Raw genomic sequence first — 23,677 nt, forward strand, 5'->3', positions numbered from 1 at the left:
TGTCGGTGGGCCCGGATAACCTCGTAGACGTGTCGTCCCTTGCGCTGTACCGCCGCTATCGCCCCGAGTCGTTCGCCGAGGTCATCGGGCAGGAGCATGTCACTGCACCGCTGATGCAGGCCCTGCGGAACAACCGGGTCAATCACGCGTACCTGTTCAGCGGGCCGCGCGGCTGTGGAAAGACGACCAGCGCGCGCATCCTGGCCAGGTGTCTGAACTGTGAGCAGGGTCCCACTCCGGATCCCTGCGGGGAGTGCCAGTCCTGCCGCGACCTGGCCCGCAACGGTCCGGGATCCATCGACGTCATCGAGATCGACGCCGCCTCGCACGGTGGTGTGGACGATGCCCGTGACCTGCGGGAGAAGGCCTTCTTCGGGCCCGCGTCGAGCCGGTACAAGATCTACATCATCGACGAGGCGCACATGGTCACCTCGGCGGGCTTCAACGCCCTGCTGAAGGTGGTCGAGGAGCCGCCGGAGCACCTCAAGTTCATCTTCGCGACCACGGAGCCCGAGAAGGTCATCGGGACGATCCGGTCCAGGACGCACCACTACCCGTTCCGGCTGGTCCCGCCCGGGACCCTGCGGGACTACCTGGGCGAGGTCTGCGGGCGCGAGGGCGCCTCCGTCGAGGACGGCGTGCTGCCGCTCGTCGTGCGCGCCGGCGCCGGGTCCGTGCGTGACTCGATGTCCGTCATGGACCAGCTGCTCGCCGGTGCGGGTGATGCCGGTGTGACGTACGCCATGGCGACCTCCCTCCTCGGGTACACCGAGGGCTCGCTGCTCGACTCCGTCATCGACGCCTTCGCCGCCGGGGACGGGGCCGCCGCCTTCGAGGTCGTCGACCGGGTGGTGGAGGGCGGCAACGACCCCCGCCGCTTCGTCGCCGACCTGCTGGAGCGGCTGCGCGACCTGGTCATCCTCGCCGCCGTGCCCGACGCGGGGGAGAAGGGGCTGATCGACGCCCCCGCCGATGTCGTGGAGCGGATGCAGGCCCAGGCCTCGGTCTTCGGGGCCGCCGAGCTGTCGCGCGCCGCCGATCTGGTCAACACCGGGCTCACCGAGATGCGGGGCGCGACCTCGCCGCGGCTCCAGCTGGAGCTGATCTGCGCCCGGGTGCTGCTGCCCGCCGCCTTCGACGACGAGCGGTCCTTCCAGGCCCGGCTCGACCGGTTGGAGCGCGGCGGGGCCGCCGCCTTCACGGCCGCGCCCGCCCACGCCATGGGGTACGTACCGGCCCCCGAGGCGCACGCCATGGCGCCGACCGGCCCCGGTGGCGGTGCCGCCGCCGCGCGGGCCGCCGTACAGGCCCCGGCCCCGGTGCAGGCTGCGGCGCCCGTGGCGCCCGCCGAGCCGGTACGGGCCCCCGCGCCGCCGGAGCCCGCGGTTCAGGCCGCGCCCCCGTCCGCGCCCGCGTCCGCACCCGCGCCCGGTGCCTGGCCCGGTGCCGCGCAGCCCGGTGCCGGAGCCCCCGGCGCCTGGCCGGGAGCCGCCGCCCCGGCCGCCCCCGCCGCAGCCCCCGCCGCCCCGGCTCAGGCCGCCCCCGCCGCCGGTGCCTGGCCCAGTACGGCCGCGCCCGGCCAGGGGATCCCGGCCGCCGCGCCCGCGCCCGCCGCCGCTCCCGGGGGGCCCGCCGCCACCCCGGCCGCGGCCCCCTCCCCCGGCATGGCCGCCGGGGCCGGGCAGGTCCAGGCGATGTGGCCGGGCGTCCTGGAGGCCGTCAAGAACCGCCGCCGCTTCACCTGGATCCTGCTCAGCCAGAACGCCCAGGTCACCGGCTTCGACGGCACCACCCTCCAGCTCGGCTTCCCCAACGCCGGAGCGCGCGACAACTTCGCGAGCAGCGGCAGCGAGGACGTGCTCAAGGCGGTCCTGGCCGAGCAGTTCCAGGTCAACTGGAAGATCGACGCCGTGGTGGGCGGCGGCGGCCCGGCGGCCCCGGCCGCCCAGGCCTCCTACGCGGCCCCGGCCGCCCCGGCGTACAACCCGCCGCCCCCGGCGCCGGCCGCGCCCGCCCCGCAGTACCAGCCGCCGCAGCCCCAGCCCCCGCAGCAGCCCCAGCAGCCCCAGCAGTCGGCGTCCGCCCCGCAGCCGCCCGTACAGCAGGTGCCGCCGCCGGTCGCGCCCGAGGACGACTTCGCGGAGGAGGACGATCCCGACCTCGTCGAGAGCGCGCTGACCGGACACGACCTGATCGTGCGGGAGCTCGGGGCCACCGTTGTGGAGGAATACACGAATGAGTAGCCCCTCCTCATTGGGTGGCCGCACGAAACGAGCCACTCCGTCCGGGCTACCCTGGGCGGCGTGAAGGTCCTCGTCATCGGCGGCGGCGCCCGCGAACACGCCCTGTGCCGCTCTCTGTCCCTCGACCCCGACGTCTCCGCGCTGTACTGCGCTCCCGGCAACGCCGGCATCGCCGAGGTGGCCGAGCTCCGCCCGGTCGACGCCCTCGACGGCGATGCCGTAGCCGCCCTCGCCACCGAACTCGGCGCCGACCTGGTCGTCGTCGGCCCGGAGGCGCCGCTGGTCGCCGGGGTCGGCGACGCCGTCCGCGCGGCCGGCATCCCGGTCTTCGGCCCCTCCGCCGAGGCCGCGCAGCTCGAAGGCTCCAAGGCCTTCGCCAAGGACGTGATGGCCGCGGCCGGCGTCCCGACCGCGCGCAGCTACGTGTGCACCACCCCGGAGGAGGTGGACGAGGCGCTCGACGCCTTCGGCGCCCCGTACGTCGTCAAGGACGACGGCCTCGCCGCCGGCAAGGGCGTCGTGGTCACCGAGGACCTGGCCGCCGCCCGCGCCCACGCCCTCGCCTGCGACCGCGTGGTCATCGAGGAGTACCTCGACGGGCCCGAGGTCTCCCTCTTCGCCATCACCGACGGCGTCACCGTCCTCCCGCTCCAGCCCGCGCAGGACTTCAAGCGCGCGCTCGACGGCGACGAGGGCCCCAACACCGGCGGCATGGGCGCCTACTCCCCGCTCCCCTGGGCCGACCCGAAGCTGGTCGACGAGGTCATGGCCAGCGTGCTCCAGCCGACCGTCGACGAACTGCGCCACCGCGGCACGCCCTTCTCCGGCCTGCTCTACGCGGGCCTCGCGATCACCTCGCGCGGGGTGCGGGTCATCGAGTTCAACGCCCGCTTCGGCGACCCCGAGACCCAGGTGGTCCTGGCGCGCCTGCGCACCCCGCTCGCGAGCGTGCTGCTGAACGCCGCCCGGGGCAGCCTGGACGCCGAGCCCCCGCTCAGCTGGCGCGAGGACGCGGCCGTGACGGTGGTCATCGCCTCCCACAACTACCCGGAGACCCCGCGTACCGGGGACCCGATCGAGGGCCTGGCCGAGGTGGCCGCCGAGGACGGACCCGACGCGTACGTGCTGCACGCCGGGACCCGGCGCGAGGGCGACGCCGTCGTCAGCGCGGGCGGCCGCGTGCTGTCGGTGACGGCGACCGGTTCCGATCTGGCGCAGGCCCGGGAGAAGGCGTATAAGGCGGTGGCGCGCATCCGGCTGGCCGGTTCGCAGCACCGTACGGATATCGCGGCCAAGGCGGCCGAAGGCCGCTGAACTGCGGCTCCGTGATCCCGCGGGCCCGGTGCGCACGAGGTGCGGACCGGGCCCGCGGGCGTGCTCGCGTGCGACTGCATACAGCCGCGTTCGAACACACCCACCTTTACCCAAAGCCATTCCATCGGGTGATCGTCACCCGGTCTGCCTGACGGCCGGGCGCGCCCCAACTAGGGTGCGGCGCAAGCATTCCGGCACTTGGCCCACCGGCATTGCGATGTCAGTGGCGGGTGTCACAGTGGGGGAGTGAGCAAAGCCGTCGCAGGGCAGAGGGGGTGAGGTCCGGCCGTGTCCGGAACCGGTTCGATCATGGAAGTGGGCGTGCCGTCCGCGCGGTCCCGCGCCCTGGCCGTGCTGCGCGTGCGCAGCAGGGCCCTGGCCCTCGGGCTGGTGCCGGCCGCCCTCGCGGTGGTGCTGGTGGCCGCCCGTATGACGGGCCGGCTGGCCGGTGACCCCTGGCCCGTGGTGACCCTCGCCGTGTGCGTGGTCGCCGTGCTGGTGCTGCTCGTCGGCGGGATCTTCGCCGCGGTGGTGCTGCGGGCCGGGCCCGCCGTGACCCCGACGGTGCCGCTGACCGAGGCCGCCGCGCCCGATCTCTACCGGCTGGTGCGGGATCTGGCCGACCGGATGGACGTGCCGGCCCCCTCCGCGATAGCCCTGACCCCGGACTGCGACAGCTGGCTGGAGGACCGCACCCACACGGCCCACCGTCGCGGCCTCATATCGACCGGCCCGGAGTCCGAGCCCGGTGCGGCTCCCGTGCTGGTGATCGGCTCGCCGTTCCTGTGGTGGATGCGGGTCGCGGAGCTACGGGCCGTGCTCGCCCCGGTCGTCGCCGGTACGGGCCCTTCCGCCCATCCGGACATAGCCGACGCACGCGGCTTTGTACGGGGCCTGGACGCCGCCGTGGACGTGGGCAACCGGCCCGGCCTCGGCTGGATCGCCGGGTCCGCCCGGCTGCTGCTGCGGCTGTGCCGGGTGGACGCGGCCGAGATGGAGCGCGGGGTGGCCGCCGCCGCCTCGGAGCGTGCACAGGGTGTGGACTACGGGCTGCGCATCGTCGCCCAGGAGCAGGTCGGCCTCGCCTACGCGGGCTGGGACCGGCTGCTGACCCGGGTCGCGCTGCCCGCCTGGCGGATGGGCCGCTGGCCCGCGCACCTGGACGCCGGGGTGGTATCGGCGCTGACCGAGCTGTCCAGGCGGGACCGGCTGGCCGAGGGGTTCACCTCGCGGCTCGGCGAGCGCCCCGCCTGCGACCTGCTGGAGCAGCCCGGAGTCGTCGACGAGGCGGCCTCGCTGCTGGCGGCGCGGCTCTTCCACGGCGGTCCGGCCGAGCCCGGGCCGGACTGGTCCCCCGTGGACTGGGCGGCGTATCCGGAGGAGGTCGTGGACCGCAAGTGGCGTACGGAGGCGGCCCGACTGCACACCGCGCTGGACGCCCTGGCCGTCCCGGCGGGTCTGCCGGCCGCTTCGCCCGGATCCGGCCGGCCGGGAGCGGGCGGTTCGTCCGCGGTCGCCGCCTCCGCCCTGCCGCCGGGGCCGACGGAGCCCGCCGATCCCGACCCCGATTCCTTCGCCCCGCCGGAGGCGGATCGCTTCGCCGGGCCCACGCTGGAGCGGGTGCTGGGCTACCTCACCGACCCCGCCGGCGAGGGCGCGGCCGGGGAGGCGCTGGCCGGACGGCTCACCGGGGACCTGGCGCGGGAGGAGCATGCCGCGGGTCCGGGCCCCGGGGCCGGGAAGGCGCGCGGCGCGGATGCCGTGCCGCTGTTCCCGCTCCAGCCGCCGCGCACCGGCCGGGACCTGCTGGCCGACCACGTGACGGCGATGGTGTGCTGCGCGGCCGTGGACTCCGCCGGGGCCGCGCCGGGCCTGGACTGGCTCGACGGCCCGGTGCTGCTGGTCGGCGGCGAGCGCCGTGCCGACCTGGCGCCGCGCGTGCTGTCGCTGGTCGAGGACGGGGACCCGCAGCCCCTGCGCGACTGGCTCGCGGATCTCGGCGTCCGTCCCGAGAAGCCGGTCCGCCTGGTCTGAGCGTGCGAGCCATCGCGAGCCACGGCGCGCCCCGTGTGGGCCGCCCCGAAGGGCTACGACTCGCACACGTAACCGGATTCCAATGTTCCGGTCACGTCAATTCGCGACGAACGGTGACGGACTGCATGCGTTATGTGATGTGCTGGGTCCGATGAATGCCCGTTCGGGGGAGCGAGGGAGGGGAGCGGCCATGGGTGCGGACCAGATCCGGCGCTGGGAGTCAGGTGCGCTCGCGCATGCGGTCACCGACCCCTTCGGGCAGGGCCCCCTGCCCTGGTTCCGGGGCAGCGAGCTCTACTTCGACGACACCGGCCAGGTCGTCCCCTGGTACGTGGACCCGGCCGCCGCGGCCGCCGGCACCGGCCAGATCCCCCGCGCCCGCGGCAACGGCGGCCCCCGCACCGCCGACGACGTGCACCGCCAGATCAAGGGCTTCACCTCCACGGGAGCCGTCGCCCCCGGCGAGGCCATCGACTTCCACATCACTGTCGACCCGCCCCAACAGTTCTCCGTCGACGTCTACCGGATCGGCCACTACGGCGGCGACGGCGCCTCCAAGATCACCACCAGCCCCCGCCTCTCCGGCATCGTCCAGCCCGCCCCCCTCGCCGCCGACCGCACCGTCTCCTGCCACCACTGGTGGCTCTCCTGGCGCCTCCAGGTCCCCTCGTACTGGTCCGTCGGCGCGTACGTGGCCGTCCTCACCACCGCCGACGGCTACCGCTCCCACATCCCCTTCACGGTCCGCGACGACCACCCCGCCGACCTCCTGCTCCTGCTCCCCGACATCACCTGGCAGGCCTACAACCTCTACCCGGAGGACGGCCGCACCGGCGCCAGCCTCTACCACGCCTGGGACGAGGACGGCCGGCTCCTCGGCGAGCAGGACGCGGCCATCACGGTCTCCTTCGACCGCCCCTACGCCGGCGCCGGCCTGCCCCTCCACGTCGGCCACGCCTACGACTTCATCCGCTGGGCCGAGCGCTACGGCTACGACCTCGCCTACGCCGACGCCCGCGACCTGCACGCCGGCCGCGTCGACCCCGCCCGCTACCGCGGCCTGGTCTTCCCCGGCCACGACGAGTACTGGTCCGCCCCCATGCGCCGAACCGTCGAGCGCGCCCGCGACCAGGGCACCTCGCTCGTCTTCCTCTCCGCCAACACCATGTACTGGCAGGTCGAACTCGCCCCCTCCCCCTCCGGCGTCGACGACCGGCTCCTCACCTGCCGAAAACGCCGCGGCCCCGGCCGCCCCAGCCTCTGGCGCGAGGTGGACCGCCCGGAGCAGCAGCTGCTCGGCATCCAGTACGCGGGGCGGGTCCCCGAGCCCGCGCCCCTGATCGTGCGCAATGCCACGCACTGGCTCTGGGACTCCACCGGCGCCGGCGAGAACGACGAACTGCCCGGGCTGGTCGCCGGCGAGGCCGACCGGTACTTCCCGCGCACCCAGCTCCCCGAGCACCAGGACCGGATCCTGCTCGCGCACTCCCCGTACCTCGACAGCGAGAACCACCGCCGCCACCAGGAGACCTCCCTCTACCGGGCCCCCAGCGGCGCCCTGGTCTTCGCCTCCGGCACCTTCGCCTGGTCCCCGGCGCTCGACCGCCCCGGGCACATCGACGAGCGGGTCCAGCGGGCCACGGCCAACCTCCTCGACCGGATCTGCAAGAGGGACTGAGACCCCCTGGCCGGGGCAGGTGCGCCCGTACGGGAGAATGGTTCCGCGCTCGTACAGAACCACAGGGAGTCCCCGTGTCCGGATTCGTCGAAAAGCCCGAGCCGGTCCAGGTGCCCGGCCTCGTCCACCTCCACACCGGCAAGGTCCGCGACCTCTACCGCGACGAGGACGACCGCCTCGTCATGGTCGCCAGCGACCGGATGTCCGCCTACGACTGGGTGCTCCCCACCGAGATCCCGGACAAGGGCCGCGTCCTGACCCAGCTGTCCCTGTGGTGGTTCGACCAGCTCGCGGACCTCGTCCCGAACCACGTCATCTCCACCGACCTGCCGGCCGGCGCCCCCGCCGACTGGGACGGCCGCACCCTGATCTGCAAGAACCTCGACATGGTCCCGGTCGAGTGCGTGGCCCGCGGCTACCTCACCGGCTCCGGCCTCGCCGAGTACAAGCAGACCCGTACCGTCTGCGGACTCGCCCTCCCCGAGGGGCTCGTCGACGGCTCCGAGCTGCCCGCCCCGATCTTCACCCCGGCCGCCAAGGCCGCGGTCGGCGAGCACGACGAGAACGTCTCCTACGAGGAGGTCGCGCGCACCACCGGCCCCGAGACGGCCGCGCTGCTGCGCCAGACCACCCTGGCCGTATACGGCCGCGCCCGGGACATCGCCCGCGAGCGCGGGATCATCCTGGCGGACACCAAGTTCGAGTTCGGCTTCGACCCGAAGGGCGGCACGCTGGTCGCCGCCGACGAGGTGCTGACCCCCGACTCCTCCCGCTTCTGGCCCGCCGACCTGTGGGAGCCGGGCCGTACGCAGCCCTCCTTCGACAAGCAGTACGTCCGCAACTGGCTGACCTCCCCGGCCTCCGGCTGGGACGCGAAGGGCGAACTCCCGCCGCCGGCCCTCCCGCAGGAGGTCGTCGAGCAGACCCGCGCCAAGTACGTCGAGGCCTACGAGCGCCTCACCGGCCTGACCTGGAGCTGAGCCGGGCGGGATACGACGAAGGCCCCGATCGGTGATCGGGGCCTTCGCACTCTGAGCGGACAACGAGACTCGAACTCGCGACATCCACCTTGGCAAGGTGGTGCTCTACCAACTGAGCTATGTCCGCATGCGCCGTAGCGCGGGACCCACTATACCCAACCTCGCTCCCGTGCGAGACGCACTGCTGTGTGCCGGTTCTCGGCCCCCAGCTTCGTCGCCGCCGAGGACAGGTAGTTCCGTACGGTCCCCTGCGACAGCGAGGCCCGCTCCGCGATCTCCGCGACCGGTGCCCCGTCCGCCGCGAGCTCCAGCACCTCGGCCTCCCGGGCGGTCAGCGGCGAGTCCCCCGCGCTGATCGCGTCGGCCGCCAATTCCGGGTCCACATAGCGCCCTCCGGCGTGCACGGTCCGGATCAGCTCGGCCAGCCGCTGCGCCGAGACCGTCTTCGGCGCGAAGGCCCGCACCCCCGCCGCGAGAGCCCGCTTCAGGTGGCCCGGCCGGCCGTGACTCGTCACGATCATGGTCTTGCAGTCCGGGAGCTCGGCCCGCAGCGATGTGGCGACACTCACACCGTCCGCCCCCGGCATCTGCAGGTCCAGCACCGCCACGTCCGGCCGGTGGGCCCGCGCCATGGCCAGCGCCTCCGGCCCGGAGGCCGCCTGGGCGACGACCGCCAGATCGTCCTCCAGGGCCAGCAGCGCGGCCAGCGCCCCCCGGATCAGGTGTTCGTCATCGGCCAGCAGTACCCGTACGGGGCTCAAACCCGCACCTCCAGTTCTTGCACGTGTGCACTCGGGATCTCGGCGCACAGCCGGAAGCGTCCGCCGCCCACAGGCCCTGCCCGCAGGGTTCCGTCCAGGACCGCGAGCCGTTCCCGCAGCCCGGCGAGCCCCGATCCCGGCGGGCCGGCGGGGGAGTCGGGCGCCCCGTCGTTCTCCACCACCAGCGTCACGGAACCGGCCTCCGGCGCCGTCAGCCGTATCAGGCAGCTCTGCGCGTCCCCGTGCCGCAGGACGTTCGTGGTCGCCTCGCGCACCACCCAGCCGAGCGCCGACTGCACCTCGGAGGGGAGCGCCCGCCCGGCCTCGAAGTCGACCCGGCAGTCCATGCCGGCCGCGCTCAGCACCCCGCGCGCACCCTCCAGCTCCACCGCGAGATCCGCCTCCCGGTAGCCGCGCACGACGTCCCGTACCTCTCGTTGGGACTCCTGGGCGATCCGCTGCACCTCGATCATCTGGTCTACCGCCTCCGGGCGTTCGCGGCGCGCCAGCTGTACCGCCAGCTCGCTCTTGAGCGCGATCACCGCCAGGTTGCGGCCCATCACGTCGTGCAGGTCCCGCCCGAAGCGCAGCCGCTCCTCGGCGACCGCCAGCCTCGACTGGGCCTCGCGGGAGCGGTCCAGCTCCCAGACGGTGTTCAGCAGCCAGCCGGAGAACCCGTAGGCCATGCTCATGAAGAGGCCGGCCAGCAGGACTCCGACCGTGTAGCCGACGACCTCGCCCAGGGGCAGGCCGAGGACGGCCGTCGCGGCGGTCGTGCCGAGCGCCGCGGCCGGGGCGACGCCCCACATGTGCCGGACCCTCTTCAGGCACAGCACCACCGCCCCCGTGCCGAAGCAGCTGATGCCGATCACCAGGGACGGGGCCGCCGACGGGTCGATGTGCCCGGTCTTGCGCAGGATGAGGGCGGCGACGCAGGCGACGGCCGTCAGGACCGTCGTGGCCACCGCGAGCCGCACCGGCTGCCCCCGGCGCCCCACCACCCGGTCCAGCGCCCTGGAGGAGAGGAATCCGACCAGCACGGAGTGGGCGCACAGGGCCAGGAAGAAGACGACGGACACGGGACGCGAGGACGTCCTCATCGCCGCCGAGCCGACCAGGGGCAACCCGAACGAAGCGATCTCGATCAGTACGAAGAAGTGGATCGAGCAGCGTGTGTACAGCTCGACCTTCGCCGCGCTGCTGCGGTTGCTCCACCACCCGGTCAGTCTCGACACGGTCCCGTCCCCCGGCTCTCTAGCGGCGCGGTTCCCAGCGGAACCACTTCTGCACAGCAAACACGGTGATCATGACCCAGGCCAGCGTGGTGAGCGCAGCCCCCAGCAGGTCGTAGGCCTCCGCGCCGCCGCTCCACCCGGCCCGCACGAGCGCCATCACCCCGCTGAGCGGCAGCAGTTCGCACACCGAGGCCGCTACGCCGGGCAGCCGGTCCGGCGGGACGAACAGCCCCGAGCCGATCATCGTGACCAGGAGCAGCGGCAGGGTGGTGAGCCCCCCGCTCTCCACATTGCGCGTGAACACGCTGGTCAGCGCCGCCATCCCGGCGAGCAACGGCACCGCCGCGAGGACCGCCGCGACCAGCAGGACCGGCTCGGCCGGCATCGGGGCGTCCAGGGCCGCGGCCCCCGCCACCGCGAGGAGGGCGATCTGCCCGAGGGCGATGACGGCGGCGGGCAGCGCGGTCCCGGCCAGGATCTCCAGGTCGTTCGCCTCGCCGGTGCGCAGCCGCTTGAGCACGAGCTCCTCGCGGCGGGCCACGTAGGCGGAGACCAGGTTCATGTACACGACGAGGAGCAGCACCATGCCGATGCCGCCCGTCAGCGTGGCCTCGGCGACGGCGCCTGCGGTGTCGCCGCTCAGCGTGGAGCGCAGGACGAACACCGTCAGCGCGGGCATGGCCAGGGCCACGCTCAGCGCCGCCCGGTTGCGCACGAGCAGCGTGAGCTCGCAGCGGCCGAGCGCGGCCAGCCGGCCGGGGTTCAGGGGCAGTGCGCTCATCGGGTCCCCGCCATCGTGTCGTCGTTACGGTTCTCGTTACGGGTGTTCGTGCTCCGGCGGTTCCCCGCGATCTCCAGGAAGGCGTCCTCCAGCGAGGCCGACCGGGCGTCGAGCCCGGCCAGCTCCACCCCGGAGTCGTGGGCCCAGCGCAGCAGTTCGGTCAGGTCCGCCTGGAGCCTCTCCGTACGGATCTCCACCCGCCGCCCGTACGCCGCCGCGTGCAGGGCCAGCGGCAGCCGGGCCGCCGGCACCCCGGCCGGCAGCGTGAAGCGGATCCGGGCCGGCCGGGTGGCGGTCACCTCGGCCGGGGTGCCGGACAGGACCAGTTCCCCCTCGTGGAGGATCGCCAGCCGGTCGGCGAGCTCCTCGGCCTCCTCCAGGTAGTGCGTGGTCAGCAGCACCGTGGTGCCCTTCTCCCGCAGCTCCCGTACCAACGCCCAGGTGTCCCGGCGCCCTTCCGGATCCATGCCGGTGGTCGGCTCGTCCAGGAACAGCACCTCCGGCCGCCCCAGCAGGGCCAGCGCCAGGTCCAGGCGCCGCCGTTCACCGCCGGACAGCTGCTTGACCCGTACGGAGGACCGCGCGGCCAGGCCCACCAGCTCCAGCACCTCCGCCGCCGGGCGGGCGCCGGTGGTGACCCCGCCCCACATCCGGACGGTCTCGGCCACCGAGAGGTCCGAGGGGAAACCGCCCTCCTGGAGCATGACCCCGGTCCGCGGGCGGACCTCGGCCCGCCGCGCGTACGGGTCGAGGCCGAAGACGCGGACCTTCCCCCAGCTCCGCTGGGGGGACCCCCAGCCGCTCGGCGCGGCCAGCCCCTCCAGCAGCTCGACGGTGGAGGTCTTGCCCGCGCCGTTGGTGCCGAGCAGGGCGAAGATCTCGCCGCGCGCCACGGAGAAGGAAACGCCCCGCACGGCTTCGAAACCGCCGGCGTAGCCGCGGCGCAGCCCCTGGACGTCGATCACGGTGTCAGTCATGAATCCAGACTCGCGGCGCCCGGGCCGGGTCAGGAGTGCGCGCTGTCATGATCCGCGATGACATTTGTCAGGGTCTTCCGGGGAAACACGAAGAAGGCCCCGGTCGTAATGACCGGGGCCTTCTCCCTTTGGAGCGGACGACGCGACTCGAACGCGCGACATCCACCTTGGCAAGGTGGTGCTCTACCAACTGAGCTACGTCCGCAGGTGTACTGCGCGCATCACTCTACCTGATCCACCGTGGTGGTCGGTAAACCGATGCAGAGCGGGTGACAGGGATCGCACACTGCGCCTTCCCCCTGGAAGGAGGATGTTCTGCTACTGAACTACACCCGCACGACTTCGGGGCCTTGACCTTGCGGCCTCGCCCCTCGGCGTGATCCAGACTCTAGCCGACCCATGGGGGTGGATGGCAAATCGGCCCTCAGTGGGCAGCGTTGTAGGCCTCGTAGATCTTCTTGGGGATGCGACCCCGGGGCGGCACCTCGAACTGGTTGGACCGGGCCCAGGCGCGGACGACCGCCGGGTCGGGCGCGATGGACGTGTGCTTGAAGGTCTTCCCCGAGCGCGCCTGCCGGCGGCCGGCGGCCACGAACGGGGCCAGGCTCTTCCGCAGTTTCTTTGCGTTCGCCACATTGAGGTCGATCTCGTAGGACTTACCGTCCAGAGCGAACACGACCGTTTCCGCCGCTTCCCCGCCGTCGATGTCATCGGAGAGCGTGACCACTACGCGCTGCGCCACGGATATCGGTCCCTTCGTGCGACCGCCGCCACCTGCTGACGTGCGGCGATGTCGCCTGTATGGATGTTTCGGGGCAATGCATCATTCCACGGGAATCCCGGGTGATTCCTTTGTACCCTGATTCCCATTGCATTGCGAAGCCCAGTTAATTGTCTCCGCGTGTCCCGCCGCAATCCCGGGCGCGTGGTTTTCCGGGGGATTTTGCGAAGCGTTGGTGAAGCCGAAACCGCTCGGCGATCACGGTCGAGAGATATCTACCCGCGTAGAAATTTCGGCCGGGTACGCTGAGGGAACCGCCTTCGCACCAACCACCTCATCGGGAGTGCCAGTGGCACGCGTCGTAGTCGACGTCATGCTCAAGCCGGAGATCCTCGACCCCCAGGGCCAGGCGGTGCAGCGTGCACTGCCGCGCCTGGGCTTCGAGGGCATCGCCGACGTCCGCCAGGGGAAGCGTTTCGAGCTGGAAGTGGAGGGACCGGTCGACCAGGCCGCCCTCGACCGCATCCACAAGATGGCCGAAACGTTCCTCGCCAACACCGTCATCGAAGACTTCACCGTGAAGGTCGAGGCCTGACGGTGACCACACGCATCGGAGTCGTCACGTTCCCCGGAACGCTCGACGACCGTGACTCGCTGCGCGCCGTCCGCCTCGCGGGGGCCGAGCCGGTGTCGCTCTGGCACCGCGACAAGGACCTGCACCAGGTCGACGCGGTCGTCCTCGCGGGCGGCTTCTCCTACGGGGACTACCTGCGCGCCGGAGCCATCTCCCGCTTCTCGCCGGTGATGGAGACCATCATCGAGCAGGCCAAGGCGGGCATGCCCGTCCTCGGCATCTGCAACGGCTTCCAGGTCCTCACCGAGGCCCACCTGCTGCCGGGGGCGATGCTCCGCAACAACCACCTGCACTTCATCTGCCGCGACCAGAAGCTGCGGGTGGAGAACGCGGAGACCGCGTGGACCGGCGACTACACCGCCGGCCAGGAGATCTCCGTCCCGCTCAAGAACATGGACGGCCGTTACGTCGCCGACGAGCGCGTGCTCGACGAACTGGAGGCCGAAGGCCGAGTGGCCTTCCGGTACCTGGACGTGAACCCGAACGGTTCGCTGCGCGACATCGCCGGCATCACCAACGCCGCGGGCAACGTCGTCGGCCTCATGCCCCACCCCGAGCACGCGGTCGAGCCGCTGATCGGGACGGGCCGCACCGACGGCCTCCCGTTCTTCACGTCGGTCCTGAAGAAGCTGGTCAACGCATGAGCCTCGACACGGTCAAGAACGCGACGGAGACCCCGGACGCGGCCCAGCCCTGGAAGGAACTCGGCCTCAAGGAGGACGAGTACGCCCGCATCCGGGACATCCTCGGCCGCCGGCCCACCGGCGCCGAGCTCGCCATGTACTCGGTCATGTGGTCCGAGCACTGCTCGTACAAGAGCAGCAAGGTCCACCTGAAGCAGTTCGGCGAGAAGGCCCCCGAGAACGACGCCATGCTCGTCGGCATCGGCGAGAACGCCGGCGTCGTCGACGTCGGCCAGGGCTACGCGGTCACCTTCAAGGTCGAGTCGCACAACCACCCGTCGTACATCGAGCCCTACCAGGGCGCGGCCACCGGCGTCGGCGGCATCGTCCGCGACATCCTCGCCATGGGCGCCCGCCCGGTCGCGGTCGTCGACCCGCTGCGCTTCGGCGCGGCCGACCACCCCGACACCAAGCGCGTCCTGCCGGGCGTGGTCGCGGGCATCGGCGGCTACGGCAACTGCCTCGGCCTGCCGAACATCGGCGGCGAGGTCGTCTTCGACGCCTGCTACCAGGGCAACCCGCTCGTCAACGCCGGCTGCATCGGCGTGATGAAGCACGAGGACATCCACCTCGCCAAGGCCTCCGGCCCCGGCAACAAGGTCATCCTCTACGGCGCCCGCACCGGCGGCGACGGCATCGGCGGCGTCTCGGTCCTCGCGTCCGAGACCTTCGACGACACGAAGCCCACCAAGCGCCCCGCCGTCCAGGTCGGCGACCCCTTCCAGGAGAAGCTCCTCATCGAGTGCACCCTGGAGATCTTCAAGGAGAAGCTGGTCGCGGGCATCCAGGACCTCGGCGGCGCCGGGCTCTCCTGCGCCACCAGCGAGCTGGCCTCCGCCGGCTCCGGCGGCATGCGCGTCGAGCTGGACACCGTCCCGCTGCGCGACGCGACGCTCTCGCCCGAGGAAATCCTCATGAGCGAGTCGCAGGAGCGCATGTGCGCGATCGTCGAGCCGCAGCACGTCGAGCGCTTCATGGAGATCTGCGAGAAGTGGGACGTCATCGCCACCGTCATCGGTGAGGTGACCGACGGCGAGCGCCTGGAGATCTTCTGGCACGGCGAGCAGATCGTGGACGTGCCCCCGGGCACCGTCGCCCACGAGGGCCCGGTCTACCACCGCCCGTACGCCCGCCCGGACTGGCAGGACGCGCTCCAGGCGGACGACGCGAACAGGCTGCCGCGGCCCGCGACCTCGGAGGAGCTCCGGGCGCAGGTCCTGGCCCTGGTCTCCTCCCCGAACCAGGCCTCGAAGTCGTGGGTCACCGACCAGTACGACCGCTTCGTGCAGGGCAACACGGTGCTCTCGCAGCCCGAGGACGCGGGCATGGTCCGCATCGACGAGGAGTCCAACCTCGGCGTCGCCATGGCCACCGACGGCAACGGCCGCTACGCCAAGCTCGACCCGTACACGGGCGCGCAGCTGGCGCTGGCCGAGGCCTACCGCAACGTCGCGGCGACCGGCGCCAAGCCGCTCGCCATCTCCGACTGCCTGAACTTCGGCTCGCCGGAGGACCCGGGCGTCATGTGGCAGTTCGCCGAGGCCACCCGCGGTCTCGCGGACGGCTGCCTGGAGCTGGGCACCCCGGTGACCGGCGGCAACGTCTCCCTCTACAACCAGACGGGCGACATTGCCATCCACCCGACCCCGGTCGTGGCGGTCCTCGGTGTCATCGACGACGTCAACCGCCGTACGCCGATGGCGTTCGCGGAGGCCGGCCAGCTGCTGTACCTGCTGGGCGACACGGCCGAGGAGTTCGGCGGGTCGGCCTGGTCCCAGGTCGTCCACGACCACCTGGGCGGCATGCCGCCGAAGGTGGACCTGGCGCGCGAGAAGCTGCTGGCCGAGATCCTGATCTCGGCGTCCCGCGACGGCATGATCGACGCCGCGCACGACCTGTCCGACGGCGGCGTCATCCAGGCGCTGACCGAGTCCTGCCTGCGCGGCGGCAACGGTGCGCGGATCGTGGTCCCGGAGGGCCTGGACGCCTTCACCTTCCTGTTCTCCGAGTCCGCGGGCCGCGCCATCGTGGCCGTCCCGCGCAGCGAGGAGCTCCGCTTCACCGACATGTGCGGTGCGCGGGGTCTGCCGGTCGCGCGCATCGGCGTGGTGGACGGCGAGGAGATCGAGGTCCAGGGCGAGTTCACCCTCCCCCTGGCGGAGCTCCGCGAAGCCCACGAGGCGACGATCCCGGCCCTGCTGGCCTGATCCCCGCCTTCGGCTGTACGAGGCCCCGTCCACGGTGTGGGCGGGGCCTCTGCGCTGTCGGCGGTGGTTGCTACGGTGCCTTCATCGCATCTGCAAGGGGGGTAGGTCGCCGTGTTCGATCCTTTGCCGCGCCCTTCGGCGCCGTTTCCGGGGCCGCATGAGCGGATCCTCCCGGACCGGGGACCGCGGCGTAACCGGGGCAATTCGCTTCTGTGCACACTCGCCGTATGCGGGATCGTACTGAGCGTCTGGTCGCTCCACGGTTCGTACGAGAGGTGGCAGGACCGCCGGGACAGCCGGGCGGCCATCGAGGAAGGCTGTGCCGGCCTGGTGGATCCGGCAGCGGTCCTTCGGCTGAACGGGGGCACCGACCGCGTGAAGCCCGAACGGCGCGGCAGGCGCCTCGAGCTGGGCCGGCTGCCCAGCTCGTGCAGCTTCGAGAGCGTCCGCGAGGTGGACGGCGACACGGAACACTCGGACCACTTCTCCCTCACCGTGTACGCCTTGCCGCAGAAGCGGGCGCCGTACATCCACGAGATCGGGGTCGACGACAAGCCGTTCGGCGACCGAAGCTTCCGTGAAGACGAGGACGCCACCGCGCAGGTCGACTACCCGAGCCGGTCTCCGCTCGGGGACGGTCTGCTGGGTGACCACGGGCGGAAGAGCGCCACCGTGACCGCCGGCTGCGAGGGAGCGGCGGGCTCACGCCCGACGTCGGTCAGCGTCAGGGTCGGCGGCGAGTACAAGGAAGAGGCGACGGACACCGATCTGCGGGCGCTGGCGCAGATGGCCCGGAAGGCGACGGCGGACGCTGCTCGGCGCTTGGGCTGCAAGACCACGCTGCCGGAGCTCCCCGCCCGGCTCACGATGCCCTCGCTCGACCTCGGTCCGGCCGAGTCGGGTCAGGGCACGTGCGGTTGGTACGCGTCCATGCTGCGCGGTACCGCGGAGCGCGGGAGGCTGCCCGACCGGTCCGTCGGCGCCCCCACCGCGAGTGCCACCCGCGGCGAGTCCTGCGTCCTGGCCATGAGTCCGGACGGAGTCCGGCGGATCTTCCCGGAGCTCACCCCGGCCGAACGAGGTGGTGACGACGCCCGATCCGCCCTGACCAGGCGTCCGTGGTGGATCCGTACGCAGTCCTACTTCGGCGACGAGGCCGAGGCCACCATGGTCACCCATGACTACTCCGCCAAGCCCGTCACCGTGCTGGGAGCGGGCCGGGATCGCACGATCCTGTACGCCTCCGCCACCTGCCAGGGCCGGCCGGCCGCCTTCACCATGAACGCGGACGCGACGTACAGCCGGGTCCTGGGCGGCCGCACGGCAGAGGTGTTCAAGGCCTACGTCGGCGAAGCGGCGGCACGGCGCGGCTGCACCGACCTCAAGCTCCCCGAGTAGGGTCGGGACATGCCGCCCGGGAAGAAGAAGCCGCGTACGTACGACCCCGCCAAGATCCGTGCCGCGGTCACCGCGCAGTTCGGGCATGTGGCCCGGGCCGTCCGGGAGTTGAGTCCTGAGCAGCTGGCGCGGCCCAGCGGGCTCGGGGAGTGGACCGTCGCCGAGCTCGCCGCGCACGTCGCGTGGATCGCGGACTCCCTCGCCGGCGGCCTCGCCCGCCCGCCCGCCGCCATCGCCGAGCTGACGGCCGTCGAATGGCCCTCCGCCACCGCCTCGCTCGCCGGGCAGATCTCCGAGGCCGCCCGGGAGACCCTTGACGGGGCCCCGCTGCCCGAGCTGTACGACCGGGCGGCCGACCGCATGGCGCAGGCGCTGGCGGCCAATCCGGACCAGCGCGTGCTGGACCTGTGGATCGGGGCCATGACCCTGGCCGACTTCCTGGTCACGCGGACCGTGGAGCTGGTGGTCCACACCGACGACCTGAACCGGGCCACCGGACTGGACATCCCGATCGAACGCCAGGCCCTGGCCGCCTGCACCCGGCTGCTCGCCGACTACCTCGCCCTCACGGCGCCCGGCGGTTCCGTCGAGGTGCGGATCCCGCCCTTCGCGGTGGTCCAGTGCATCGAGGGCCCCCGGCACACCCGCGGCACCCCGCCGAACGTGGTGGAGACCGACCCGCTGACCTGGCTCCGGCTCGCCACGGGCCGTACGGGATGGGCCGAGGAGCTGGACGCGGCGCGGGTCAGCGCCAGTGGCGAGCGGGCCGACCTGTCGGCGCTGCTCCCGCTGATGAGCTGAGGGGGGCTGAGGGTGGAACCGCCCGCGGGCCCGGCCCGTCCCAGGAACATGCGTACCCACCGGCACGTCCCGATCGGCCTGGCCCTCGTACCGGCTCTCGCCCTGGCCCTGGCCGCGTGCGGCCAGAGTGTGGAGAGCGGGTCCGGCATGCTCCCCGAAGTCACCGGATCCTGGGCCGTCGAGTCCCTGACCAGCGGCGGCCGCACCCTGCACGCGCCCGGTACCGCCCGTGTCGACCTCGCGGAGAGGGAGGCCACGGGCAACTACGGCTGCAACGGCTTCCAGGCCGCGGTCGTCTTCACGGGTACGTCCGCGGTGACCGTCACCCCCGGTGCCACCACCGCCATGGCCTGCGAGGACATCGAGTTCGAGACGGAGTTCGCCAAGCTCTTCAAGGGCCGGCTGACCATCGACCGCGGCCCCGACCGCCTCACCCTGAAGACCGCCGACGGGAGCACCATCGCGATGACCCCGAAGCCCCCGGCCCCGGACGCCCCGCTGACCGCGACCGAGTGGACGGTCGACTCCCTGATCAGCGGCGCGACCGTGTCCTCCGTCCCCGCCGAGGCGGCCGGCAAGGCCCGGTTCACCCTCGCCGCCGACGGCACCGCGAGCGGCGTCCTCGGCTGCAACCGGTTCAGCGCCAAGGCCACCGTCGAGGGATCCACGCTCACCTTCGGGCCGGTCACCTCCACCCGGATGGCCTGCGAGGGCCCGGCGGGCGAGGTGGAGCGGGCGCTGACCGACCTGTTCGGCAGCGGCCCCCTCACCTGGAAGATCAAGGACCGGGCCCTGACCCTCACCGCCCCCGACGGCAAGGGCCTGACCGCCAGGGCCGCCTCCGCCGTCGAATAGCCCGGCCCAGAGGGCCGCGGGTCAGGCCGGGTACGGGAGGAGCTGCGCGTTCACCGCCTCCCAGGCCGTCCGCAGCTCCGCCAGCCGGGCCGGTTCCACCGCGGCCCTGTCCGCCTGTTCGCGGATGTCCCCGGCCAGGTTGAACAGCTGGTCCTTGCCCGCCTTGCCGCGGTAGTACTTCCAGTCGCCGCGGCGCAGCGCCCGCTCCCCGCGGACCCGCCAGAACAGGTTCCGCTCGGCGATCCTCTCCCCGCGCAGCAGGTACCCGGCCAGGCTCACCCCGTCCAGCGGGTACGCCGGGTGCGGCCGGGTCCCGGCCAGCTCCAGCAGCGTCGCCGTCCAGTCCGGGCTGAAGACGGGGACGTGGCTGACCTGCCCGCCGTCCAGGCGTGCGGGCCAGCGCACGATGTTCGGCACCCGGATCCCGCCGTCCTGGAGCGAGGCACCGGGTCGGCGAGCAGGCCCTGGCGGGCCAGGCGGTCCAGGTTCGGGGTCTTGATGTGCGGGGACCCGTACGAGGACAGGTCCGCCCAGCCGAGGTCGTCCCCGAGGATGAACAGGATGTTCGGTCGCCGGGACGGACGGCCGCGCGCGGCCCGGAACTCGCGCTCCTGCGGCCCGGCCTGAGAGGCCTCGGCGGCGCCGGCCGGGCCCGCCCCCAGACCCACCGCGGCGGCGGCCGCGGTCGCTCCGACGGCGCCTCCGAAGGCACGGCGGGACAGCTTGTTGTTGTACGAAGACACAGGTACTCCAAGGCGCAGCTCGGCCACCCCGCCCCGGGCGGGCGCGGGACGGCGCGCGGCACGGCAGGGCGGGGCAGGGCGGAGCGAAACGAGAAGGGCAGCGGAAGAGTTGTGGCTACGCGGAACAGCGACAGATGGCGCTCGCGACACGGACCAGGTCCACGTGCCGGCGCTCGACGAGGGTGACGGAACGGTCACCGAGGGGCTGCATGAGGCGAGAGCCTGTACGAATTCCCCTCGTAGCTGTCAACAAAGTGATCCGCATACCGAGACGGGGGGGCGCGGTCACCCTCTGTGCTGTGAGATTTCCCGGGCCTCACGAATTCGGACCAGTGGTCGATCTCGCCTACACTCGGAGGCGTGCCTCGTGGTGATGGACGACTCAACCACGACCTGCTCCCCGGCGAAAAGGGCCCCCAGGACGCTTGCGGCGTCTTCGGTGTCTGGGCTCCGGGTGAAGAGGTCGCCAAGCTCACCTACTTCGGACTGTATGCATTGCAGCACCGCGGACAAGAGTCCGCGGGAATCGCTGTGAGCAACGGTTCCCAGATCCTCGTCTTCAAGGACATGGGCCTCGTTTCCCAGGTCTTCGACGAAACCTCTCTCGGCTCGCTCCAGGGTCATATCGCGGTCGGTCACGCCCGCTACTCGACCACCGGAGCCTCCGTCTGGGAGAACGCGCAGCCCACTTTCCGCGCGACCGCCCACGGCTCCATTGCCCTGGGTCACAACGGCAACCTGGTGAACACCGCCGAGCTCGCCGAGATGGTCGCCGACCTCCCCCGTCAGGACGGGCGTGCCACTCAGGTGGCCGCCACCAATGACACCGACCTGGTCACCGCCCTGCTCGCCGGCCAGACCGACGACGAGGGCAAGCCCCTGACCATCGAGGAGTCGGCCGCCAAGGTCCTCCCGCAGGTCAAGGGCGCCTTCTCCCTGGTCTTCATGGACGAGGGAACGCTCTACACCGCCCGTGACCCGCAGGGCATCCGCCCGCTGGTCCTCGGCCGCCTGGAGCGCGGCTGGGTGGTCGCGAGCGAGACCGCCGCCCTCGACATCTGCGGCGCCAGCTTCGTCCGCGAGGTCGAGCCGGGCGAGCTCATCGCGATCGACGAGAACGGCCTGCGCACCTCCCGCTTCGCGGAAGCGAAGCCCAAGGGCTGTGTCTTCGAGTACGTCTACCTGGCGCGCCCGGACACCGACATCGCCGGCCGGAACGTCTACCTCTCGCGCGTCGAGATGGGCCGGCGCCTGGCCAAGGAAGCCCCGGTCGAGGCCGACCTGGTGATAGCGACGCCGGAGTCCGGCACGCCCGCCGCCGTCGGATACGCCGAGGCCAGCGGGATCCCGTACGGCTCCGGCCTGGTCAAGAACGCCTACGTCGGCCGGACCTTCATCCAGCCCTCGCAGACGATCCGCCAGCTCGGCATCCGCCTGAAGCTCAACCCCCTCAAGGAAGTCATCCGGGGCAAGCGCCTGGTGGTCGTCGACGACTCGATCGTCCGCGGCAACACCCAGCGCGCCCTGGTCAAGATGCTCCGCGAGGCCGGCGCGGCCGAGGTCCACATCCGGATCTCCTCGCCGCCGGTGAAGTGGCCCTGCTTCTTCGGCATCGACTTCGCCACCCGGGCCGAGCTGATCGCCAACGGCATGACGGTCGACGAGATCGCCACGTCGCTGGGCGCGGACTCGCTCTCGTACATCTCGCTGGACGCGATGATCGAGGCGACCACCATCCAGAAGCCCAACCTCTGCCGTGCCTGCTTCGACGGCGAGTACCCGATGGAGCTGCCCGACCCGCAGCTCCTGGGCAAGCAGCTGCTGGAGTCCGAGCTGGCCGGCGGCACCGACGCCGCCGACGCGCTCCGCCGCCCGTAGCCCCGCTGCCCCAGGCTCAACCTGCGCTGGGCCCTCTCTTTGAGGCTTATCCGGGGGCCCAGCACCACACGCAGTAACGACACGAAAGCTCTCTCCTGTCATGACAGAGAAGACCACCGGTGCCAGCTACGCAGCCGCGGGTGTGGACATCGAAGCGGGAGACCGCGCCGTCGAGCTGATGAAGGAGTGGGTGAAGAAGACGCAGCGCCCCGAGGTCCTCGGCGGCCTCGGCGGCTTCGCCGGCCTCTTCGACGCCTCCGCCCTCAAGCGCTACGAGCGCCCCCTGCTGGCCTCGGCCACGGACGGCGTCGGCACCAAGGTCGACATCGCCCGCCAGATGGGCGTCTACGACACCATCGGCCACGACCTGGTCGCCATGGTCATGGACGACATCGTCGTCTGTGGCGCCGAGCCGCTCTTCATGACCGACTACATCTGCGTCGGCAAGGTGCACCCCGAGCGGGTCGCCGCGATCGTCAAGGGCATCGCCGAGGGCTGCGTCCTCGCCGGCTGCGCCCTCGTCGGCGGCGAGACCGCCGAGCACCCGGGCCTGCTGGGTCCGGACGACTTCGACGTGGCGGGCGCCGGCACCGGTGCCGTCGAGTACGACCGCCTGCTCGGCGCGGATCGCATCCGTACGGGTGACGCCGTCATCGCCATGGCTTCGTCCGGCCTTCACTCGAACGGGTACTCGCTCGTCCGGCACGTCCTCTTCGACCGCGCCGGGATGTCCCTGGAGCAGGAGGTCGAGGAGCTCGGCCGCACCCTCGGCGAGGAGCTCCTGGAGCCCACCAAGATCTACTCGCTGGACTGCCTCGCGCTCACCCGTACGGCCGAGGTGCACGCCTTCTCGCACATCACCGGCGGCGGCCTCGCGGCGAACCTGGCCCGGGTCATCCCGGACCACCTGCACGCCACGGTCGACCGTGCGACCTGGACCCCCGGCGCCGTCTTCGACCTGGTCGGCAAGGCCGGGCAGGTGGAGCAGCTGGAGCTGGAGAAGACGCTGAACATGGGTGTCGGCATGATGGCCGTCGTCCCCGCCGAGTCGGTGGACGTGGCCCTGACCGCGCTGGCCGACCGGGGCGTCGACGCCTGGGTCGCGGGCGAGATCCAGGACCGCGGCGACCGTACCGAGGGCGCGACCCTCACCGGTACCTACGCGAGCTGAGCAGCACTGAAACCCGGCCCGGGGCGATGCCCTGGACCGGGTTTCAGCTATATGACCTGCTGTGCAGACGCCCTAGGGCGTCAAGCGCCGCGACGCTGTGCCGACGGACCGGACTCTTCGTCCTCGTCGTCGTCGTTGTAGAGAGCCGCGTACTTCGCGTACGGGTCGTCTTCGTCCAGCTCGTCATCGACTTCGACCGGCTCGCTGACAGGCAGCGGCTCCGTCGGCGATGCGCCCAGCTCATTGGCCAGACGCGAGAGGTCAGTCCCGCCGCTGTTGTACTTCAGCTGGCGGGCGACCTTTGTCTGCTTGGCCTTGGCCCGGCCGCGCCCCATGGCTCGACCCCCTCGGTGACGGGGCTCGACGGCCCCAGAGTCTGACACGCGTTCATGGTTCGGAGCGGGCTCTCCGTAGAGAGACCGTCCGTAGGGGTTTAACGGTACCTGCTTCCGCGGCCATACGGTACGCCGCCCGCATGACGCGCCTCGGCGCAGAACCAACAAGGCGCCCCGTCCTCGCTGGTCAACCGCGATTTTAACCCTTTCCTGGCGGGCGACCCGCCGAAGCGCAGTGAGTTCCGTCT

20 protein-coding genes, 3 tRNA genes and 1 pseudogene are annotated in these 23,677 nt (G+C 72.2%); 13 read left to right on the forward strand and 11 right to left on the reverse strand.

The window, feature by feature from the left end; translation table 11 throughout:
* Window positions 1–29 precede the first annotated feature (29 nt).
* From ACGFYU_RS15090 to ACGFYU_RS15110, 5 genes are all read left to right on the forward strand, one after another.
* Window positions 30–2,243 (forward strand): DNA polymerase III subunit gamma and tau, encoded by a 2,214-nt coding sequence (locus ACGFYU_RS15090; protein WP_393827718.1) that lies wholly within the window; start codon window positions 30–32, stop codon window positions 2,241–2,243.
* A 60-nt stretch (window positions 2,244–2,303) separates the two neighbouring features.
* The gene (purD, locus tag ACGFYU_RS15095; protein ID WP_393827719.1) at window positions 2,304–3,557 is read left to right on the forward strand and encodes a phosphoribosylamine--glycine ligase; all 1,254 of its coding nucleotides are present in this window, start codon (window positions 2,304–2,306) and stop codon (window positions 3,555–3,557) included.
* 288 nt (window positions 3,558–3,845) lie between these two features.
* Entirely contained in the window at window positions 3,846–5,591 is a 1,746-nt protein-coding gene (locus tag ACGFYU_RS15100; protein WP_393827720.1) for a hypothetical protein, read from the forward strand.
* Between the two features lie 190 nt (window positions 5,592–5,781).
* Window positions 5,782–7,269, forward strand: a complete 1,488-nt coding sequence (locus tag ACGFYU_RS15105; protein WP_393827721.1) for a N,N-dimethylformamidase beta subunit family domain-containing protein — start codon at window positions 5,782–5,784, stop codon at window positions 7,267–7,269.
* 74 nt (window positions 7,270–7,343) lie between these two features.
* Window positions 7,344–8,249, forward strand: a complete 906-nt coding sequence (locus ACGFYU_RS15110; RefSeq protein ID WP_393827722.1) for a phosphoribosylaminoimidazolesuccinocarboxamide synthase — start codon at window positions 7,344–7,346, stop codon at window positions 8,247–8,249.
* A 54-nt stretch (window positions 8,250–8,303) separates the two neighbouring features.
* On the opposite strand, the gene ACGFYU_RS15115 is transcribed toward ACGFYU_RS15110, so the two are convergent.
* From ACGFYU_RS15115 to ACGFYU_RS15150, 8 genes are all read right to left on the reverse strand, one after another.
* Window positions 8,304–8,376 (reverse strand) — tRNA-Gly (locus ACGFYU_RS15115).
* Window positions 8,377–8,398: 22 nt separating this feature from the next.
* On the reverse strand, window positions 8,399–9,010 hold the full coding sequence (locus ACGFYU_RS15120) for a response regulator (protein WP_393827723.1): 612 nt from the start codon (window positions 9,008–9,010) through the stop codon (window positions 8,399–8,401).
* Window positions 9,007–10,245, reverse strand: a complete 1,239-nt coding sequence (locus tag ACGFYU_RS15125; RefSeq protein WP_393827724.1) for a histidine kinase — start codon at window positions 10,243–10,245, stop codon at window positions 9,007–9,009. The genes ACGFYU_RS15120 and ACGFYU_RS15125 overlap by 4 nt, the downstream gene beginning before the upstream one ends.
* A gap of 19 nt (window positions 10,246–10,264) precedes the next feature.
* Window positions 10,265–11,026 (reverse strand): ABC transporter permease, encoded by a 762-nt coding sequence (locus ACGFYU_RS15130; RefSeq protein ID WP_393827725.1) that lies wholly within the window; start codon window positions 11,024–11,026, stop codon window positions 10,265–10,267.
* On the reverse strand, window positions 11,023–12,003 hold the full coding sequence (locus ACGFYU_RS15135) for an ABC transporter ATP-binding protein (RefSeq protein ID WP_393827726.1): 981 nt from the start codon (window positions 12,001–12,003) through the stop codon (window positions 11,023–11,025). Before ACGFYU_RS15135 ends, ACGFYU_RS15130 begins: the two co-directional genes overlap by 4 nt.
* Window positions 12,004–12,132: 129 nt before the next feature.
* A tRNA-Gly gene (locus ACGFYU_RS15140) sits at window positions 12,133–12,208 on the reverse strand.
* 59 nt (window positions 12,209–12,267) lie between these two features.
* A tRNA-Gly gene (locus tag ACGFYU_RS15145) sits at window positions 12,268–12,339 on the reverse strand.
* 88 nt (window positions 12,340–12,427) lie between these two features.
* Window positions 12,428–12,745, reverse strand: a complete 318-nt coding sequence (locus ACGFYU_RS15150; RefSeq protein WP_393827727.1) for an Lsr2 family protein — start codon at window positions 12,743–12,745, stop codon at window positions 12,428–12,430.
* A 322-nt stretch (window positions 12,746–13,067) separates the two neighbouring features.
* Between ACGFYU_RS15150 and purS the strand changes: the two genes are divergently transcribed.
* From purS to ACGFYU_RS15180, 6 genes are all read left to right on the forward strand, one after another.
* The gene (purS, locus tag ACGFYU_RS15155) at window positions 13,068–13,319 is read left to right on the forward strand and encodes a phosphoribosylformylglycinamidine synthase subunit PurS (protein ID WP_008740952.1); all 252 of its coding nucleotides are present in this window, start codon (window positions 13,068–13,070) and stop codon (window positions 13,317–13,319) included.
* A gap of 2 nt (window positions 13,320–13,321) precedes the next feature.
* Window positions 13,322–14,002, forward strand: a complete 681-nt coding sequence (purQ, locus tag ACGFYU_RS15160) for a phosphoribosylformylglycinamidine synthase subunit PurQ (protein WP_393827728.1) — start codon at window positions 13,322–13,324, stop codon at window positions 14,000–14,002.
* Entirely contained in the window at window positions 13,999–16,248 is a 2,250-nt protein-coding gene (purL, locus tag ACGFYU_RS15165; protein WP_393827729.1) for a phosphoribosylformylglycinamidine synthase subunit PurL, read from the forward strand. Before purQ ends, purL begins: the two co-directional genes overlap by 4 nt.
* Before the next feature lie 375 nt (window positions 16,249–16,623).
* Entirely contained in the window at window positions 16,624–17,646 is a 1,023-nt protein-coding gene (locus ACGFYU_RS15170; protein ID WP_393827730.1) for a hypothetical protein, read from the forward strand.
* Window positions 17,647–17,655: 9 nt separating this feature from the next.
* Window positions 17,656–18,447 (forward strand): sterol carrier family protein, encoded by a 792-nt coding sequence (locus ACGFYU_RS15175; protein WP_393827731.1) that lies wholly within the window; start codon window positions 17,656–17,658, stop codon window positions 18,445–18,447.
* Between the two features lie 48 nt (window positions 18,448–18,495).
* Entirely contained in the window at window positions 18,496–19,302 is an 807-nt protein-coding gene (locus ACGFYU_RS15180; RefSeq protein ID WP_393827732.1) for an META domain-containing protein, read from the forward strand.
* A gap of 21 nt (window positions 19,303–19,323) precedes the next feature.
* Here the strand turns inward: ACGFYU_RS15180 and ACGFYU_RS15185 are convergent.
* Window positions 19,324–20,045 (reverse strand): annotated as a pseudogene (locus ACGFYU_RS15185) (sulfatase).
* Between the two features lie 115 nt (window positions 20,046–20,160).
* On the reverse strand, window positions 20,161–20,310 hold the full coding sequence (locus ACGFYU_RS15190; RefSeq protein ID WP_393827733.1) for a putative leader peptide: 150 nt from the start codon (window positions 20,308–20,310) through the stop codon (window positions 20,161–20,163).
* Between the two features lie 95 nt (window positions 20,311–20,405).
* On the opposite strand from ACGFYU_RS15190, the gene purF reads away from it, so the two are divergent.
* Both purF and purM read left to right on the forward strand, forming a co-directional pair.
* Window positions 20,406–21,923 (forward strand): amidophosphoribosyltransferase, encoded by a 1,518-nt coding sequence (gene purF, locus ACGFYU_RS15195; protein WP_393827734.1) that lies wholly within the window; start codon window positions 20,406–20,408, stop codon window positions 21,921–21,923.
* A 100-nt stretch (window positions 21,924–22,023) separates the two neighbouring features.
* Entirely contained in the window at window positions 22,024–23,094 is a 1,071-nt protein-coding gene (gene purM / locus ACGFYU_RS15200; protein WP_393827735.1) for a phosphoribosylformylglycinamidine cyclo-ligase, read from the forward strand.
* A gap of 80 nt (window positions 23,095–23,174) precedes the next feature.
* On the opposite strand, the gene ACGFYU_RS15205 is transcribed toward purM, so the two are convergent.
* Window positions 23,175–23,429, reverse strand: a complete 255-nt coding sequence (locus ACGFYU_RS15205; protein WP_393827736.1) for a DUF3073 domain-containing protein — start codon at window positions 23,427–23,429, stop codon at window positions 23,175–23,177.
* Between the last annotated feature and the right edge of the window lie 248 nt (window positions 23,430–23,677).

Source organism: Streptomyces sp. NPDC048337, from assembly GCF_043201175.1.
Taxonomy (GTDB): domain Bacteria; phylum Actinomycetota; class Actinomycetes; order Streptomycetales; family Streptomycetaceae; genus Streptomyces.